The following is a 15929-nucleotide window of genomic DNA, read 5'->3' on the forward strand; positions in this document are numbered from 1 at the left end:
CTTCGGTCAGTGGTACGGGGGGCGGGGGAGTGCCTTCGTTCAGCCGTCGAGGGGCTCGTAGTCGAACCAGTCGAAGTGCACGGTGCCCGCCGCGGCGTACATGCCGATGACCCGGCCCGTGAAGCCGCCGGCGACCTCGGTCGACAGGTAGCGGCCGTCCAGGGTCGCGAGCTCGTCGAACGTGCCGTCGGGTTGCTCGACGCCGAGGGAGACGACGTCGGGTCCGGTGCACGGTCCGTGCGGAGACGGCGGTTCCGTGATCGTGACGGCGAGGACGACCGGCCCGGCGGGCACGGACTGCGCGGCCACGACCGTGCGCAGGTCGCCGACGCGCGCGACCACCCGCACCCGCGTGCCGGACACCTCGATCGCGTAGTGGTGCCGCTCGTCGAGCCGGACAGCGAGGCCGCCGCTGCCCTCCGCGGCATCGACCAGAGTGCGCGCCCGGCACGACGCATGCTGCTGGCGCCGGCCGGTGAAGACCACGTCGGGCTCGTCCAGGGAGCCGCCCCGCGCGCGGAGCGTCAGCCATCCGGGGCGCTCCTTGACGGTGCAGAGTTCGGCGGGCCGGTCGCGCAGCGAGATCCAGTGCGGTCGCAGTTCGGCGTGCTCGAAGTCGTCCCGGTGCTCCTCGGCAGGGCTGGGGGAGAGCGGCCACGGGAGCTCGGGCAGGTCCAGGGCGACCTCCCCGACGACCGGCCAGTCGTCCACCCAGGTCACGGGGGCCAGGAAGGTCTCCCGGCCGAGCACGTGCCAGCCCGGGGTGCCGCCGCCCGGCCGTACGCCGAGCAGCACCATCCACCAGGAGCCGTCGGGGCCTTGGACCAGGTCGGCGTGCCCGGTGTTCTGGACGGGGTGGTCGGTGCCCCGGTGGGTGAGGATCGGGTTGTCCGGGCACGGCTCGAACGAGCCTTGGGGCGTACGGCCGCGGGCGATCGAGACACCGTGGCCGCGCTCGGTGCCGCCCTCGGCGATGAGCAGGTACCAGTAGTCGCCGATCCGGTACAGGTGCGGCGCCTCCGGGGCCTTGGCGCCGGGCCCGCCGGACCAGAGCTTGTGCGGTGTTCCGTACGTCTGCCCGGTGGACGGGTCGAGACGGACCTGCGAGACGCCGGCGACCGTGCACCAGCAGGTGCCGTCCTCGTCCCAGACCAGGTCGGGATCGATGCCCGGTACACCCGGTGCCCAGACGGGGTCCGACCAGGGGCCGGCGGGGTCGGTGGCCGTGACGATCAGGTTGCCGCCGCCCTCGCTGCAGTTGGTGACGATCAGCCAGAAGCGGCCGTCGTGGTGGCGCAGGGTGGGGGCGTAGATCCCGCCGGATGACGGCATGGAGGCGGGCAGACGCAGTTGCTCAGGCCGGTCCAGCGCGTTGCCGATCTGAGCCCAGTGCACCAGGTCACGGCTGTGGAAGAGGGGTACTCCGGGGAAGTACTCGAAGCTGGAGCACGCCAGGTAGTAGTCGTCGCCGACGCGGCAGACGCTGGGGTCGGGGTGGAAGCCGGGGATCACGGGGTTGGTGAAGCGTCCGTCCGGCTGGCGCAGAGGGGGCACCCGAAGAGGTCCTCTCGTCGATTGGTGATGCGGGCGTGGGGTGGTTCAGGGAGCGCCGGGGTCCGTGGCGGTGATGCGGAGCAGGACGGCGGACGGCGCGGTGGGCAGGGTCAGGCTCAGCTCGGCCGTGTCGGGCATCCAAGTGGAAACGGCCCGGCTGACCGAGGGGTAGAGCAGGTCGACACGGGCGGCGGAGTCCCGCAGGTGGGGCAGGTGAAGCGCAGCCGTGGCGTCGGTTCCGGAGCGGCGCCAGGCGGTGAGGTAGGTGGTGGCGGGAGTGCGCAGGGCCAGGGCGATCCAGGGTGCGTCCCAGGCAGGAAGGCCCAGGGGCCAGGACGGCACGGCTTGCGGCAGATCGGTGCGGATGGCCTTGTACGCCGCGACGGCCTCGTGCACCAGCGCGCGGGCCCGCGGCTCGAGTTCGGGAATGCGGCCGGAGAGATGGATCCGGCCCAGGAGCGCATTGACCATGGTGAAGGCCACCTCGTCGAGGGAGTCCTCCGGCTGGGGGTACGCCCAGACGGCACCCTGTTCGGGGGTGACGGCGGTGGGCGCGGACGCCGCGATGGGCGCGTAGAGGTGGAGGTCCTGCTGATCGCTCGTGGACTGCAACTGCATCCGGGACAGCAGGGCGTGGTCCCAGCGCATGCCGCCGGAGGAGCAGTTCTCCACCACCAGGTGCGGGTAGCGGTCCAGGATGCCGTCGAGCCAGTCGAGCTGGGCCCGGTTGTGGCCGAGCAGGCCGGCGCCCGGGGTCTCGCCCGGGTGGGCGCTGGTACCGGAGCCGGGGTCGATGTTGTGGTCGAGTTTGAGGTAGCCGACGCCCCACTCGCCGACCAGGCGGTCCACGACCTGGTCCAGGTGGGCACGGGCGGCGGGGTGGCGCAGGTCCAGGTGGTGCCGGCCGGCCTCCGTGACACGGGCGCCGTCGCGGCGGAAGAACGCCTCGTCGGGCAGGGACTTGGCCATGGGGCTGCGTACGCCGATCACCTCCGGCTCCAGCCACAGGCCGGGGACCATGCCGCGCTCCCGGATGCGGTCCAGCACCTCGTGGATCCCACGCTCCCCGGGGAACCGGGTGGCGGCGGGTTCCCAGGCGCCGACGCTGTCCCACCAGCCGCCGCTGTCGCCGTCGTACCAGCCGGCGTCGATCACGAAGTACTCCGCGCCCGCGTCGGCCGCCGCGTCGATGAGTGGCAGCAGCTTCGCTGTCGTGGGGTCGCCCATCAGGCAGTTCATGTAGTCGTTGAAGATGACGGGCAGGTGCTGGTGGTCGGCATGCGGGCGGCGCTGGGCGCGGCGGTAGCGGGTCAGCGCGGCGAACGCGGCGTCGGGGCCGGCGTCGGCGCTGAAGGACAGGGCGGCGGGTACGGTGCGGAAGACGGTGCCGGGTTCCAGGGAATGCCGCCAGCCGTGGTGGGTGTCGGTGGGTCCGAACAGCGCCGCGTAGGCCGCCCTGTCCCGCTCGCCGCACTCCCAGCGCCACCCCCCGCCGTTGTGCTCGATCTGCCACACCCAGGTGCGGCCGGTGCGCCGGTCCGTCAGGCCGCCCATGGGGAGGCGTCCGCAACTGGACCAGGTGCCCTGTCCGTTCAGGGCGAATCCGGACTTGCCGTGGCCGTTGCTCACGCGTCCGCTGTGAACCGGTGTGGTCCGGCGCATCGGCTGTCGCTGCCAGCGGCATTCGGTGAGCCAGTCGTTCTCCGCCCACAGCAGGTCCGCGGCGTCGATGGCCTCCGGGTCCTGCGGGGTGAGGCAGCCCACCGCGAGCGAGCTGACCGACTCCAGGTGCAGCGAAGTCTGCCCTTCGTTGCGCAGGGTCACCTCGCTGCGGAGCACGGGGATGCCGTCGGGCGACCGGTAGGTCACCTCCGCGACCAGCCCGGTTTCCGGATCGTGGAGGTGCACGGTCAGTGTGTGCCACTCGCCGTCGCGGGTGGCGCGGTGGGTCCGGTGGCGCAGACGCCCGCCGAGATCGGTGCCCACGAGGTGGTTGCCCGACCAGCCGCGGCCGTGACCCGCGGCCGTCACCTCCACCAGGGGCAGGGAGGCGCCGGGGGTTCTCCGCGCTTCGCCGGGCAGTCCGAGGTGCGTGAGGCGGGGGCTGCCGTCGTCGGCGAAGAGGATCTCGAGGTGAAGGGCCTCATGTCCCCAGTGGAAGGTCCCTTGTTCTTTGGTCATGTCGGCGGCCTTCCTGCGGCGACTGTCGAAGCGCTTCACTGCCAGGCGCAAAGCTAATGGACAATTTTCGTATCCAACAAGGGTCTGGCCTCGTCGAAGCGCTTCGACGACAAGTCTGCCTCGGGGCATGCTGTGTTCGCTGTCGGCGGCCATGGTCGGTGAGGCCGGGAGCGGGATGAACGACCTGTAGCGGTTGACGCGTTGTCCGACGCGTCAACCGCAGGTCCTGGAGACAGGCGTGGATCAGCCGGCGGCCAGAGTGGTCCACTTCTGGTGGGAGCCGCCGTTGCAGTCCCACAACTGGAGCTGCGTACCGTCGCCCGTGGAGGCCCCCGGAACGTCGAGGCAGCGGCCGGAGGCGGGGTTGCGGTACCCGCCGTTGTAGGGCTGCCAGACCTGGTTGGAACCGCCGTTGCAGGCCCAGGTCTGCACCTTGGTGCCATTGGCGGTGCCCCAGCCGGCGGCGTCGAGGCACTTGCCCATGGAGCGCAGGGTGCCGTCGGTGTAGGCGGACCAGAGCTGGTTGGCACCGGCGCCGCAGCTCCAGATCTGGACGGCGGTCCCGTCGGCGGTGCTGGCGCCGTTGACGTCCAGGCACTTGCCGGCGAAGCCGGACTGCACGCGCGCGGCGGCGGGGGCGGGGTTCCTCAGCCACCCGGCACCGTCCGCGGCCTGGATGCCGCGGTGGAAGGCGTCGGCCATCTTCTGGTATCCCGCGTCGTTGGGATGCAGGGTGTCGGCCAGGTCGGCCGTGGTCAGGCTGCTCATGTCCACGTGAGCGACGCGTCTGCCCGCGGCCTGTGCGTCCCTCACGATGCCGGGAATGGCCTGGTTGTACGCGGCACGGTACTGCTCCTCCGAGCCGCTGGTGGACACGACCAGGGAGGCCACGAGGACGGTGGCGTCGGGGGCGGCGCCGGTGATCTGGGCGACCAGCGACCTCAGCCGGGCGGTGGCGGTGGAGACCTGGTAGCTCTCGTTGAGGTCGTTGGTGCCGATCATCAGCGTCACGACGTTGGGTCGGTAGCGGGTCAGCGAGGCGTCGGCGAGTGCGGCGATCTGGTGGATCTTGTATCCGGAGTGTCCTTCGTTGTCGGGGTCGGACATCGAACCGCCCCGCAGCGTGCCGACGAAGTCCAGCGGATGGCCGTCTGCCGCAAGCTTGTTCCACAACGGTCCCCGGTAGCCGTTGCCCGTACTGCTTCCCACGCCCCAGGTGATCGAGTCGCCCAACGGCATGACCCGCAAGGGGGTGTTCGAGGCGGCGGAGGCGGGGGCCACGCCGGCCGCCGTCACCCCGAACGCGGCAGCGACAAGCATGATCAGGGGGAGAAGCCAAGGCTTTCTCATGGAGGCGTCCTCTTCTGCGAGTGTGATTGCTCAAAGTTGAGGACGTCCAGCACCCTGCCCGAATGCTGAACCTTCCCAGGGGAACCGAACCCCGTCAGGAGCCCCGCCAGCAGAGCGGCGTGTCCTTCTCGCGCGGGCTTCGCCGGCTACAGCGCGGTGAAGGTCCACAGCAGGTTGGTGCTGTTGCCGTAGGTCCACTGCTTGGTGATGGAGCCCGAGGGGACGTTGCCGCCGCCGTCGAGAACCAGGCCGGTGGTGCGGTTGGCGATCGAATAGCGGTCGCCGCCCCGGTGGGTGATGGTCCACTGCTGGCTGGGGCCGCCGTTCCAGGCGGCCTGCCTCGCGGCGGAGCCGTCGACGGTGGCGCCCCAGCCGTCGGCGACCATGCCGTTCGTGCGGTTGACCAGCCTGTAGTAGCCGCCTCCGACAGCCTCCGCGTGCCACTGGAGGTTCGGACTGCCGTTCCAGGTCCACTGCTTGAGGTCGGAGCCGGAGGCGACGTTGCCGCCACTGTCCAGGGCGAGGCCGTTGGTGGCGTTGGTGATCCGGAAGTACGTCGCCGGGTTGAACTGGACCTTCAGTGAGGTGATCCGGTCGTTGTTGCCGGTGGCCCTGAGGTCGGGGTTGTCGGCGGTGAAGGTCCAGGAGGTGCCGGTGAAGCCGTCTCCGGAGTAGCCGACCACTTGGTAGCCGGGTGCCGGGCGGAGGGAGGAGAGAGTGCGCGGGCCCGGTCCGGCCGCGGACAGGTCGGCCGCGGTGTAGTCGCCGACGGTGAGGACGGCCGAGGCGCCGGTGTAGTTGACGTCCGTGAAGGCGACGGCGCCGGCGAGCGGCCGCAAGCCTGGGATCGTGCCGGAGAAGCTGAGCTTCAGGACGTAGGCGTTGGCGCCGTACGGCGCGGAGGAGGGCAGGGTGACCGTGAGGCCGGAGGCGTTCTGGGCCGGCGTGGGCAGGTCGATGTAGGTGCCGGCTTTGGTGCCGAGGAGCTTCACCGAGCTCAGCGAGGAGAGGTTGATCCGTTCCGAGTCGAGGGTCTTGATCGTGAGCGAGCTGCCGGGCCAGCCCAGGACGGTGGCATACAGGACGTTGCCGGCCTTGTTGCGGGTGAAGCGGATGTCCTGGGGCGTACCGGCATGCGGGGTGGTGAACGAGCCGCCGCCCATCTTCGTCGGGCCTTCGCCGTACGCCGTCCAGGCGCGGGTCGCGTACACCGACTCGCCGAAGCGCTTCAGGTGGTCGCCGATGCCGAGCAGGATGTCCTTCTGCGCCTGGGGGATGGTGCCGTCGGCCATCGGCGCGATGTTCAGCAGCACGTTGCCGTTCTTGCTGACCCGGTCGATGAACGAGTGCAGCATCTGCTGGGTGGTGTAGTAGCCGATGCCCTGGGTGTAGCACCAGCTGCTGCTGGAGATGCTGTCGTCGGTCAGCCAGTACGGAGTGGTGAGATCGGCCGGGCCGCCGCGTTCGTAGTCGAAGACCTCGCCCTTGCCGTTCATGCCGTCCTTGTAGGTGGCGACGACTTCACGGCCCCAGCTGATGGCCTGGTTGTAGTAGTACGCCAGGAAGTTCAGGCGCTGTCGCTCGTCGACGGCGTCCAGGTTGAAGTCCTGCCACAGGATGTCGGGCTGGGCACGGTCGACGACCTCTTTCAGCTTGTCGAACCAGAGTTGGTTCGCCGCGGTCGGGTCCAGTTGCCCGTAGAGCTTCTTGAGGCTGCTGTCCGTCTGCCCGGGGGCGAACTCGTAGAAGCCGGTGAAGTTGTAGGCGTGGTGCATGGCCACCAGCAGCTTCAGGCCCTTCGCGCGGATGGCCGTGGAGAACAACCGCAGCAGGTCGAGACCAGGGCCCTTGTTCACCGAGTTCCACTCGTTGACCCGGCTGTCCCACATGGAGAAACCGTCATGGTGCTCGGCGACCGGACCGGCGAACCTGGCGCCGGCGTCGACGAAGAGCTGCACCCACTCGTCGGGGTCGAACTTCCCGCCGGCCGACTTCAGCTTCGGCGCGAACTTGGCGGTGTTGCCGGCCAAGTCCTTCGCTCCGTTGATGAAGTTGTGGTACGGCCATGTCGATGGCTGGCCGTAGGTCGCGATGTGGTGCTTGTTGGGCGAGCTCCCGGCCTGGTACATGCTGCGTGGGTACCACTCGTTGTCGAAGGCGGGGACGCTGAAGGCGCCCCAGTGGAAGTAGATCCCGAACTTCGCGTCCTGGAACCACTCCGGAGCCGGCGGGTGCTGGTCGACCGAGTCCCAGTCGGGCGTGTACGTGCGGGGCGCCGCTTCGGCGACACCGGCGCTGAACACATTCCCGGCAACGGCCGCCGCGGCCACGCAAGTTGCCAAGGCCACGAACTGGCGTCTGTTGATCGAGCTCGACATGGACACATCCCTGATGCGGAAGGGGCAGGGGGAATGCAGGGCCACGCATGAAGGTCCGTCATGTCGCCCTGGGATGTCAACCAGTGTGCAGGGATGAATGTGTCAACTCGGCTGGTGGAGTTGCCTGTTCTGTCTCCATCTGGCAGGTATTTCGACCAGGCAAACATAGAATGTCTCGCACTGCTCCGTCTGTGCAGGGTGCTGAATAGGCGGCTGGACGAAGCCGAGCCGGAGAGTCCTCTCCAGGCACCCCAGTATCATCAACGTCACCCTCGGCATGCGGACCCCGGAACAGGTCGGACGAAACGTGGAACTCCATGACCGGCAAGTCCCGGACGGCCTCCGGGACGATCTCCGCACTCAGGGACTGATCAGGCCGGACGTGCTCACGGGGCACGGTGGGGGGAGGGGCGAGCAGTGTCTCTGACGGACAAGGCGATCGAGCAGATCCGTGAGCTGATCCGGACCGGTGCCCTGCCGCCGGGCTCGAAGCTCCCACCGGAGCCGGACCTGGCCGTTCAGCTGGGCCTGTCCCGCAACCTCGCCCGGGAAGCGGTCAAGGCGCTGGCCGTCGCACGGGTTCTGGAGGTCCGGCGGGGCGACGGTACCTACGTGACCAGCCTCCAGCCGAGTCTGCTGCTGGAGGGTCTCGGCGGCGCGGTGGAACTGCTGCAGGGCGACTCGGTCGCCCTGCAAGACCTAATGGAGGTACGGCGGCTCCTCGAACCGATGGCCACGGCGCTGGCCGCCACCCGGATCTCCGACGCCCAACTGACCGAAGTGAAGCGGCACTTGGACGCGATGCGCGAGGCCCGCGACGACGTCGAACAGCTCAACGCCCACGACGCCGCCTTCCATCGCGCCGTCGTCTCGGCCACGGGCAACGAGAGTCTTCTCAGCCTCCTGGAAGGGATCTCCGGCCGCACCCTGCGGGCCCGCATCTGGCGCGGTCTGGTCGACGACAAGGCCGCGGGCCGCACCCTCGCCGAGCACGAGGCGATCTTCAACGCGCTGTCCACCCGTGACGCCGCCCTCAGCCAGGCCGCCGCGCTGCTCCACGTGAGCAACACCGAGCAATGGCTGAGGGAACACTTGCGCGCCGGCGACACCCACCCCTTCGGGACGTCAGCGCGGAACTGACTGACGGACGCTGTCCGCCACGGTGCCCTGCGACGCCGCCCGCCCGGCACCGGGCTCCGGCCCCCGCCGCCCACACCGCGGGCTCGGCGCGCTCGAGATGACGGCGGTCAGGTCAGCGTTGTGGATGCCGGCGAACGGTACGAGCGTGACGGTCTCGCCCGGTCGCGCGTCCACGTGTTCCGGGGCGAACTCCGGCCGGTCCGGGGCGAGTCGGCGTACACCGGCTGCCGGATCAGAGGGCCTCGGAGTGAGCACGACCGGCAGGTGCCCCAGGGGACGCAGCGGGCCGCCGGCGACGTGACCCGTTCTTGAGCCGTCGGGGAGCGGCTCGGCGCTGATGCGCGGGCGAAGCCGCAGGGTGATCGTGTCCGCTTCGCGCGACAGCCGCTCCAGACGTACGTGGGTCAGGGGCTGTCCGCCTGCCTCGCGGCGGGTCGTCGAAGCGGCCGGCCCCCGGCCGGCAAGGGGTGGTCTCGCCCGGCTGCCTCGCGGGATCGTCCACCGTCCATGATTGACCGGGTCCTAGAATTGACAAAGTCTAATCTGGAGGTCTACTTTTCGAGCTCCTTAAGTAGGTGTGTGCGGCCTGGGTGGGTTTGGTTTGTTCATGCTGGTTGGCCGCTATGCCTGACCCCTAACTGAAATCGGAGTTGGACATGAGGTGCTACGACTGCCTCCAGGAGGCGCGCAGCGACACCGCCGGTATCGGCGTCTGCTCGCGCTGCGGCTTGGCCACCTGCGAGAACCACGCCCGCGTACGTCAGGTACACGTCACTCGCCAGATCGGTATGGGTTCTTCGCACGGCCGTGTTCCGGCCCGCAGGGTGGTGTGCCACACCTGCGACACGGCAGAGACGGCGCAGTGACGCCGCAGGGTGCGTTAGCCACACCGCAGCACCGGCCGGAGAGTGCGCGCTGCCCGTCCGAGCAAGCATTCCCGGCCTCCCCGGACGCCGTCCCGGATCACTGGCGCGGCGTCCGGGCTTCAGCCTCGACCTCCGGGGAGGCCGCGTACCGGCTCACCACCACGGCCACGCGGAGCACCGAGGTCCAGGCCACCTCCACACGGGTCGACTCCACCTGGACGTTCCTCTCGAAGAGGCCGTCCTCCGCCCCGCCGACGTCACTGACGGTGTACGTGCCGTACGACGACGGCGGGACCTGGAAGCACGATCTCGGTCCACACCGCGTACTACGGCAAGTGAGGCCGTGGTTCGCTGACATGGGTCGTTGAACGGGTCGGTGTGCGGCAGCGCGGCCACCGGCAGACCGGTCTCAGCGCGCCACGCGGTAGCGGAGGTAGACGACCTTCGAGTTGAAGGTGCGGGTCTCGACGAGTTCGAGATCCACCCGGCGCTCGTGCCGGGGAAAGAACGGAATGCCACCGCCGACCAGCACCGGGTAGACCATGGTCCGGTACTCGTCGATCAGCCCTGACGCTGACGCCTCGGAGGCGAGAGTCGCGCCGCCGATCGCGATGTCGCCTTCCCCCGGCTCGGCTCGCAACCGCTCGATCTCTTCCGCCAGGCCGCCGGAGGCCAGGCGGGCATTGCCCTGCACCTCCGACAGCGTGGTGGAGAACACCACCTTGGGGAGCGGATTCCAGAGCGCGGCCCACTCGAGCTCGGCGTCGTCGAGCGACGGATTCTGGTCGGCGGTCTCCCAGTACAGCATCGTCTCGTACAGCCGTCGTCCCAGCAGGTGGACGCCGACCTCTCGGATCTCGTCGATCCAGAAGCGAAAGACGTCCTTGTCGGGCACCGTCCAGTCGAAGCCTCCGTCCGGCCCGACGATGTAGCCGTCCAGTGAGACGCTCATCGAATAGGTCACTCTGCGCATCAGACGTCCTCCTCGGTGACCGTTCGACAGTACGACTCCTACGCCGCAGGGCTCGTCGCGGCTCGCGGATTCGCTGGGACAGGAGGGCACCTCTGCCGGTCAGAACTGGCAGGTGTCCATCCAGCGGGTGACCAGGGAGGTGTTGTTCTTGTCGGCGTCACGAGCGGGACCGCACAGGAACGGGCTGAAGCGGGTGTCGGCACGCAGCCAGAGGCTGAAGAACGACACCATCCACTTGCCCTGCTTGGCCTTGTCGCCGTACCCCGTCATCGGGCACAGATGGTCACCCGGAACTTCGATGTAGAGCTTCTCGGCCTGGGACATGGAGTTGTACCAGGGCACCGCGTAACGGTTGCCGTGGGCGACGGAGTCGCTCTGGCAGGTCATGAAGAAGGTGGGCTCGGTGACTCCGGAGAAGTTCCCGTTCGGGTGGTACGGGGCGGTCGGCGCGCCCGCCCGGAACCGCGGGTCGTCCCGGAGGGCCGCCATGACGCCACCGCCGCCCATGGAGTGCCCGGTCGCGCCCAGGGTGCCGTTGAGCTTCCCCGACAGCGGGTTGCCGGGGGCGTCGCCGAGCGCGAGCAACTGGCTGCCGGCGGCGGTGATCTGGCGGCCGCGCGACTCGGGATCGTCGGTCAGTGTGTTCGTTCCGACGTTGATGACGACGAAGCCCCAGGAAGCGAGGCGGGGTGCGAGCCACTGAAGGTTCTGCTGTGTGCCCTGATAGCCCGGCATCAGCACGATGCCCGGGTACGAGCCGTCGGCGGTCGGATACGTGACCGTGCCGGAGCCGTACCCGCTCGGGCGGGGAACGGTGTAGGTGGCGGTGGTCAGCGGCCCGTTGGCGGCCTCCAGGGCAGCGGTGGTGGGGTCCGGGACGCCGTTGCCCGGAGGGGTGCCCTCACCGGAGCCGTACACCTGGAACTCCCAGAGCGAGTATCCGTAGACGGTGCCGCGCTGGGTGCCGTAGAGGCGGATGTACCGGCCGTTGCCGTCCACGTCGAGGGTCTGCGTGCCGCCGGTTCCTGCGGTGGTCGAGTAGATGGTGGTCCAGGCGGTGCCGTCGTCGGAGGTCTGGACCCGGAAGGAGCGGGCGTATGCGGCCTCCCAGCGTAGTACCACCTGCCTGATGGCGGCGGTGGCGCCCAGATCCACCGTCAGCCACTGCGGATCACCGAACTTGCTCGACCAGCGCGTCGCGGTGCTGCCGTCCACCGCCGCCGACGCGGGGGTGGACGTGTTCTCGCTGGACGAGGAGGTCACGGGTTTGCCCTGGGACAGCAGGTCGGCGGCGGCTGCCGGCGCGGCGGTGGCCGTCAGCAGGGTCAGCGCCAGGCCGATGGTGGTTGCCAGTGCGATCAGTGCCGTCATGGGACGGGATCGGGTCCGTAACGGCGCGGTGGTGTGGGTTGAACGACTGCATGGACGCATTGCTTTACCTCCGGAGAGCGATGAGAGCGCGGCAACCGGACACGATGTGGGCCCGCACTCGGCCGAGGGAAGAGGGGGTTCCCGGGCCCGACGGCTGACGCATTCGCTGACCTCGGCCCGGCCCGGTCCGCCACGGTGGTGGACCGGGTGACCGGCGCGAGCGGCCGGCTACCGGGACTGTGCGAAGAGCCAGTCGATGACCACGTCGTTCTCGTACGTCTGGGCCCATGAAAGGTGTGGGTTCACCGGTGTCGTTCCGGCCGTGTAGCTGGTGAACAGTACGTGGCTGCGCGTGGCCCGGGCCTGCCGCAGGAGAGCCCGTGACCGGGCCTCGAACTCTGCCTTCGGCAGGTCGTTGGCCCACTCCCCACGGCTGACCCGTTCGCCGGCGGACTCCAGCGCGTTCATCAGGGTCCAGGTGCCGGGGTTGCCGAACCGGCCCTCCCGGTAGGGGACGACCGGGTCGTCGACCGAGTGGTCGGCCCAGATCGGGATGTGCGTGATCCTGTCCATGACGGCCGCGTCGCCCCAGCCGGCCGTGGGCAGGGCGGCCGCGAACGCTTCGGGGCGCTTGGCCAGCAGACTGTAGATGCCGCGGCCGCCTGAGGACAGGCCGACCAGATAGAGCCGGTCGGTGTCGACGGTGCGCGAGTGCTCGCGCACGAAGGTGTCGATGAGTTCGATCAGCGCGCCCTGGACCTTCGGGTCGGTCCAGTCCGTGCCGTCGGGTCCGTCCATGGGGCGGGGGAGAGGGATCTGCGGAGAGAGGACGAACGCGGGGTTGCGGCGCTGCCGTTCCGGTCTGGCGAACGTGACCGCGATCCGGTTGGACGTCAGCTGGGTCATGTTGTTGTCCGCGACTTCGCCACCGCCGTGCAGGGTGATGACGAGCGGGTACCGCCTGCGGGTCTGCGGGTCCCGTGTGAATCCGGCAGGCTGGTACAGCCGGAAGTCCAGTTCGAAGCCCGCGGAGTCGGTGAAGGAGCGGGCGGCGAAGTCGTCGACCACGGGAGTGATGACGTCGTCGTTCCGGTGCGCGAAGGGGCCGACCTTGAGCACCGGTTCACCTTCCGGGGTGCGCACGTCCGCCACTTGCCTGACGGAGTAGGCACGGTCCAGCGGAAGGGGATCGGTGCCGGACGCCCGCGCGTTGGAGTCGTTCGGATCGAGCTCGATGATCAGGCGGTCCCCCGGCCGTCCGGGGTGAGAGCGGTCGTCCACTTCGGCGGAGGCGTTGGAGTAGACCCGGGTCACCGTGCGAGCCGCTGTCTGTCCGCCCACGGTGGCCCGCACCTGGAAGGCGGTGGGCGGGACCGTCCCGCCGCGCAGGTCGATGCGATGCGCGTACTGGATGGCGACCGCTGTCACCAGCCAGTTGTTCCTCGGCGTCACCCGCGTGAGGAGGTCCGTCCGCAGGACCGGATTGGGGCCGGAGGCCGCTTGCCGCCCCGCGGACGTGGCTGTCGCGGCGTCGGCGGCCGCCGCGGTCCCCGTGCTCACCGTCGGCGCCGCGACCGAACCTGCGGTGGCGGCGAGCACCGTACGTCTGGAGATCGATCTCATGGGTCCTCGTCTCGCTCGGCGGGGCACCCGGACCGGGTGCCGTGGTGTGTGGATCCGGTCGTCCTGCTCCGAACTCACCGAAAGAGGAGGCACGTTGGGGGCCATGGCGCGGCATGATCCCAGGGCTGCCGGCATGCGGCGCTCGCTTTCCCGGGGACGGCCCCCGGCGGTGGGGGGAAGCTGGGAGGGGACAGACCGAGGCATTACGCGAGAGTTTCGGAGCACTACCGGATCCCTGTCCAGCATCAAACCGGGATCTGTCCATGCGATTGGCGCATCAATCCGAGGAGGCGCGCCCTGTGCTCGCGTGCCCGTCCGCGCAGTGGGCGTACCGAAGTCACGCCCCGCGTAACCTCTTCCTGTGTCAGCTTCCCGCCTGCATCGCGTCGCCGTCCTCGTGCTCGAGGGTGCGAAGCCGCTCGATGTCGGCATCCCCGCGCAGGTCTTCACGACCCGCGCGAGCATGCCGTACGAGGTGCGGGTGTGCGGGGCGACACCCGGTCTCGTGACCGGCGGCGATGGCCTCGCGTACCACGTCGCCCACGGCCTCGACGCGCTTGCGTGGGCCGACATCGTCTTCGTCCCCGGCTACCGGTTCCCGGACCGCGACGACCCGCCGCAGGCCGTCGTAGAGGCACTGATCGCCGCCCACCACCGGGGCGCCCGGCTCGCCGCCATCTCGACGGGCGCCTTCGCGCTCGCCGCCACGGGCCTGCTCGACGGCAGGCGCGCCACGACGCACTGGCACTACACGCGGGCACTCATGGCCAGGCACCCGCTCGTCCAGGTGGACGAGAACGTGCTGTTCGTCGACGAGGGCAGCGTGCTCACCTCGGCCGGCGCCGCCTCCGGCATCGACCTGTGCCTGCACATCCTGCGCGGCGACCTCGGTGTGGCCGCGTCCAACCACGCGGCCCGGCGCCTGGTCGCCGCCCCCTACCGCAGCGGCGGCCAGGCCCAGTACGTGCCGCGCAGCGTCCCCGAGCCGCTCGGCGAGCGGTTCGCCGCCACCCGGGAGTGGACGCTGCACCGGCTCGGTGAGCCCCTCACCCTCGACATCCTGGCGCGGCAGGCGGGAGTCTCGCCGCGCACGTTCTCCCGGCGCTTCGTCGAGGAGACCGGCTACACGCCGATGCAGTGGGTGATGCGCGCCCGCATCGACCTGGCCCGCGAACTGCTCGAGCGCTCGGAGCGCAGCGTCGAACAGATCGCCGCCGACGTCGGGCTCGGCACCGGCGCGAACCTGCGCCTGCACTTCCAGCACATCCTCGGCACCACACCGAGCGAGTACCGGCGCACCTTCACCCGGGGCGAGTGACCCGCCCGGCACCGCGTGGCGAGATCCTTTTGAACCGTGGCGTTACCGCCACTGTCAGCGGTGCGAGCCGCGGGCGAGCCTGGTGCGGAAGGGAAGGGACATCACTCATGACTCGCATCGCCATCAACGGGTTCGGCCGCATCGGACGCAATGTGCTGCGCGCACTGCTCGAACGCGACAGCACTCTCGAGATCGTCGCCGTGAACGACCTCACCGAGCCCGCCACGCTCGCCCGGCTGCTCGCCTACGACAGCGCGGCCGGCCGGCTCGGGCGCCCGGTGACCGCCGACGGGGACGCCCTCGTCGTCGACGGCCGACGGATCACGGTGCTGGCCGAGCGCGAACCGGGGCAGCTGCCGTGGGCCGAACTCGGTGTTGACATCGTCCTGGAATCCACCGGCCGCTTCACCTCGGCCAAGGCCGCCCGGGCCCACCTCGACGCGGGCGCGAAGAAGGTGCTCGTCAGCGCGCCGTCGGACGGCGCCGACGTCACGCTCGCCTTCGGGGTCAACACCGACGCCTACGACCCGGCGGTGCACACGATCGTCTCGAACGCATCCTGCACCACCAACGCGCTCGCGCCGCTGGCCAAGGTGCTCGACGACCTCGCAGGCATCGAGCACGGATTCATGACGACGGTGCACGCCTACACGCAGGAGCAGAACCTGCAGGACGGGCCGCACCGCGACGCCCGTCGCGCCCGGGCCGCCGGCGTCAACATCGTGCCGACGACGACCGGCGCCGCCAAGGCGATCGGCCTGGTGCTGCCGAACCTCGACGGCAAGCTGTCGGGCGACTCGATCCGCGTACCGGTGCCGGTGGGCTCGATCGTGGAACTCAACACGACCGTCGCGCGCGACGTGACGCGCGAGGACGTGCTGGCGGCGTACCGCGCCGCGGCGGAGGGGCCGCTCGCCGGCGTCCTCGAGTACTCGGAGGACCCGCTCGTGTCGTCCGACATCGTGGGCAATCCCGCCTCGTCGATCTTCGACTCTGCCCTCACCCGCGTCGACGGCCGCCACGTCAAGGTGGTCGCCTGGTACGACAACGAGTGGGGCTTCTCGAACCGCGTGATCGACACCCTCGAGCTCCTCACCACCCGCTGACCGGGCGCCGGGGTGGTACCCCACCTCCGGCGATCCCGCCGCCGGCACCTGCTGTGGGCGCTCTGGCTG

At 70.0% G+C, this 15929-nt stretch carries 12 protein-coding genes and 1 pseudogene; 5 read left to right on the plus strand and 8 right to left on the minus strand.

Going from position 1 to position 15929, the window contains the following annotated elements:
* Positions 1-39: 39 nt before the first annotated feature.
* The 4 genes from QC385_RS24520 to QC385_RS24535 all read right to left on the minus strand — a co-directional run bounded on the left by QC385_RS24520 (position 40) and on the right by QC385_RS24535 (position 7463).
* Complete coding sequence (locus QC385_RS24520; protein WP_279543509.1) at positions 40-1554, minus strand: glycoside hydrolase family 43 protein; 1515 nt, start codon at positions 1552-1554, stop codon at positions 40-42.
* Positions 1555-1599: 45 nt separating this feature from the next.
* Positions 1600-3735, minus strand: a complete 2136-nt coding sequence (locus QC385_RS24525; RefSeq protein WP_279543510.1) for an alpha-galactosidase — start codon at positions 3733-3735, stop codon at positions 1600-1602.
* Between the two features lie 243 nt (positions 3736-3978).
* On the minus strand, positions 3979-5085 hold the full coding sequence (locus tag QC385_RS24530) for an SGNH/GDSL hydrolase family protein (protein ID WP_279543511.1): 1107 nt from the start codon (positions 5083-5085) through the stop codon (positions 3979-3981).
* A gap of 146 nt (positions 5086-5231) precedes the next feature.
* Entirely contained in the window at positions 5232-7463 is a 2232-nt protein-coding gene (locus QC385_RS24535; protein WP_279543512.1) for an alpha-L-fucosidase, read from the minus strand.
* A 247-nt stretch (positions 7464-7710) separates the two neighbouring features.
* Here QC385_RS24535 and QC385_RS24540 point away from each other — a divergent pair.
* Together QC385_RS24540 and QC385_RS24545 are read left to right on the plus strand one after the other, a co-directional pair.
* Positions 7711-7890: pseudogene (locus tag QC385_RS24540) on the plus strand (aldo/keto reductase); the annotation flags it as partial.
* Positions 7881-8603, plus strand: a complete 723-nt coding sequence (locus QC385_RS24545; protein ID WP_279543513.1) for a FadR/GntR family transcriptional regulator — start codon at positions 7881-7883, stop codon at positions 8601-8603. The pseudogene QC385_RS24540 and the gene QC385_RS24545, both read left to right, overlap by 10 nt.
* On the opposite strand, the gene QC385_RS44300 is transcribed toward QC385_RS24545, so the two are convergent.
* On the minus strand, positions 8589-9098 hold the full coding sequence (locus QC385_RS44300; protein WP_443032991.1) for a DUF4986 domain-containing protein: 510 nt from the start codon (positions 9096-9098) through the stop codon (positions 8589-8591). The two genes, QC385_RS24545 and QC385_RS44300, sit on opposite strands and share 15 nt — an antisense overlap.
* A gap of 161 nt (positions 9099-9259) precedes the next feature.
* Here QC385_RS44300 and QC385_RS44305 point away from each other — a divergent pair, with 161 nt between their 5' ends.
* Entirely contained in the window at positions 9260-9469 is a 210-nt protein-coding gene (locus QC385_RS44305; protein ID WP_184992851.1) for a DUF2180 family protein, read from the plus strand.
* A gap of 409 nt (positions 9470-9878) precedes the next feature.
* On the opposite strand, the gene QC385_RS24550 is transcribed toward QC385_RS44305, so the two are convergent.
* The 3 genes from QC385_RS24550 to QC385_RS24560 form a co-directional block, all read right to left on the minus strand.
* Positions 9879-10442 (minus strand): dihydrofolate reductase family protein, encoded by a 564-nt coding sequence (locus QC385_RS24550; RefSeq protein WP_279543514.1) that lies wholly within the window; start codon positions 10440-10442, stop codon positions 9879-9881.
* A gap of 99 nt (positions 10443-10541) precedes the next feature.
* On the minus strand, positions 10542-11813 hold the full coding sequence (locus QC385_RS44100; RefSeq protein ID WP_336621323.1) for a poly(ethylene terephthalate) hydrolase family protein: 1272 nt from the start codon (positions 11811-11813) through the stop codon (positions 10542-10544).
* Positions 11814-12041: 228 nt separating this feature from the next.
* Positions 12042-13436, minus strand: a complete 1395-nt coding sequence (locus QC385_RS24560) for a prolyl oligopeptidase family serine peptidase (RefSeq protein ID WP_279543515.1) — start codon at positions 13434-13436, stop codon at positions 12042-12044.
* A 361-nt stretch (positions 13437-13797) separates the two neighbouring features.
* On the opposite strand from QC385_RS24560, the gene QC385_RS24565 reads away from it, so the two are divergent.
* Together QC385_RS24565 and gap are read left to right on the plus strand one after the other, a co-directional pair.
* Positions 13798-14754: a GlxA family transcriptional regulator gene (locus tag QC385_RS24565; RefSeq protein WP_279543516.1), complete on the plus strand. Its 957-nt coding sequence runs from the start codon at positions 13798-13800 to the stop codon at positions 14752-14754.
* Positions 14755-14861: 107 nt separating this feature from the next.
* A complete protein-coding gene (gene gap, locus QC385_RS24570) occupies positions 14862-15860 on the plus strand; it encodes a type I glyceraldehyde-3-phosphate dehydrogenase (protein ID WP_279543517.1) in 999 nt (332 codons plus the stop codon).
* The last annotated feature ends 69 nt before the right edge of the window (positions 15861-15929 follow it).

Origin of the sequence: Streptomyces sp. DH10 (assembly GCF_029813805.1) — a bacterium.
In the GTDB taxonomy this organism is placed as follows: domain Bacteria; phylum Actinomycetota; class Actinomycetes; order Streptomycetales; family Streptomycetaceae; genus Streptomyces; species Streptomyces coeruleofuscus.

Bases quoted from the DNA above. Each gene is read 5' to 3' on its own strand.
- QC385_RS24560 (WP_279543515.1), bottom strand. From the start codon at position 13,436: ATGAGATCGATCTCCAGACGTACGGTGCTCGCCGCCACCGCAGGTTCG.
- QC385_RS24550 (WP_279543514.1), bottom strand. From the start codon at position 10,442: ATGCGCAGAGTGACCTATTCGATGAGCGTCTCACTGGACGGCTACATC.
- gap (WP_279543517.1), top strand. From the start codon at position 14,862: ATGACTCGCATCGCCATCAACGGGTTCGGCCGCATCGGACGCAATGTG.
- QC385_RS24525 (WP_279543510.1), bottom strand. From the start codon at position 3,735: ATGACCAAAGAACAAGGGACCTTCCACTGGGGACATGAGGCCCTTCAC.
- QC385_RS24535 (WP_279543512.1), bottom strand. From the start codon at position 7,463: ATGTCGAGCTCGATCAACAGACGCCAGTTCGTGGCCTTGGCAACTTGC.
- QC385_RS44100 (WP_336621323.1), bottom strand. From the start codon at position 11,813: ATGACGGCACTGATCGCACTGGCAACCACCATCGGCCTGGCGCTGACC.
- QC385_RS44305 (WP_184992851.1), top strand. From the start codon at position 9,260: ATGAGGTGCTACGACTGCCTCCAGGAGGCGCGCAGCGACACCGCCGGT.
- QC385_RS24530 (WP_279543511.1), bottom strand. From the start codon at position 5,085: ATGAGAAAGCCTTGGCTTCTCCCCCTGATCATGCTTGTCGCTGCCGCG.